Genomic DNA, 1,188 nt, shown 5'->3' with positions numbered 1-1,188 from the left:
GGCGGGGTCTTTTGCTCATGTCGTCTGCTCCTGTCATCCGGGCTCTGTCCTCGCCCATGGGAGCAGCCTATCCACTTTGCGGCGTGTTCAGATTTGCGCGGCCGGCTCTGACGCCCCTTTTCGGATCAAGTGGTTGGTGACAATTGCACTTTGGCACTGAACTTCCGTCATCGGGTGGGGGCGTCCATCCATTGCTTACCGAGCTGTACCCACGGCCTTGCGCTCAAGCGACCCGAACTGCCGGAAGTTGATCCGAATGCCTGTGAACGACAGGTGCAGCTTGCAGTGACGCTCGAGACTCCGCGTATTTCTTCATCGCTGCCTCCTTGACTGGTCCGAATCCACGAACTTCTTGAGCCAGTTCAGCCAGTGCTACGGCGCGTGCGTGATTGGCGACCGACAACCCTTCACTAAGCAGCGTAACGTCCACCAAGAACTCGGCAGCCAAAGCACGCTCCGATCGACGCTCGTGCGTGTATCCGAAGGGGTCCGCGAACGTGCCACGCAACCGACGGAACTTGGCCAGACCGCCCATCGCCTTCAGAATCCACGGGCCAAACTTGCGCTTGATTGGACGCCCCGTCTTCGGGTCGGTCGCCGTGAAGAGCGGCGGCGCCAACCAGAGGGAGATCTTCTCGGCCTTCGAAAACTGTGCGTTGAGCGATGCCATGAACGCCGGTTCGGCGTACAGGCGAGCGACCTCGTATTCGTCCTTGTAAGCCATGAGTCGATACGCACCAATGGCAACCGCTCGAGCGAAGTCTTCCGAATCCGGCTTGACCCTGCGCTCGGCCGCGCGTGCGCGCGCAACGATGTCGAGATACCGCCGCGCGTAGGCGGCGTCTTGGTAAGACGTCAGTTCGCTCGATCGCTGTGCAACCAGCTCGTCAAAAGACATCTCTTCTTGCGCAGGAGCTCGCTCCTGTCGGTCAACGATTCGCGCCAGCGCTTCGGGATCTGAAGCAGCAACGCGGCCCCATGCAAATGCACGCTTATTCATTGCCACCGCAGCTCCATTCAGCTCAATCGTTCGTTCGATCGCATCACCCGACAATGGCACCAGCCCCAACTGCCAAGTGCGTATTTCAGGGCATCGTGGACGCCCGTTTCAGACGATCGTGGACGTCATTTCAGATGAACGTGGACGCTGTTTCAGGCTGATCGTGGACGACGTTTCAGCCTGATCGT

At 59.5% G+C, this 1,188-nt stretch carries 1 protein-coding gene; it reads right to left on the bottom strand.

The genetic code is table 11. From position 1 onward, the window contains the following. Positions 1-223: 223 nt before the first annotated feature. On the bottom strand, positions 224-1,000 hold the full coding sequence (locus QZH52_RS38585) for a DUF6537 domain-containing protein (protein ID WP_301816543.1): 777 nt from the start codon (positions 998-1,000) through the stop codon (positions 224-226). Positions 1,001-1,188: the final 188 nt, after the last annotated feature.

This window comes from Variovorax ginsengisoli (assembly GCF_030486595.1).
Lineage (GTDB): Bacteria > Pseudomonadota > Gammaproteobacteria > Burkholderiales > Burkholderiaceae_C > Variovorax > Variovorax ginsengisoli_B.
Note: the sequence above shows the minus strand (reverse complement) of the source record. Positions and strands in the feature narration are given on the sequence as shown.

What these genes read in the sequence shown, in the direction of transcription:
- QZH52_RS38585 (WP_301816543.1), bottom strand. Translation starts at nt 1,000, where the DNA reads ATGAATAAGCGTGCATTTGCATGGGGCCGCGTTGCTGCTTCAGATCCC.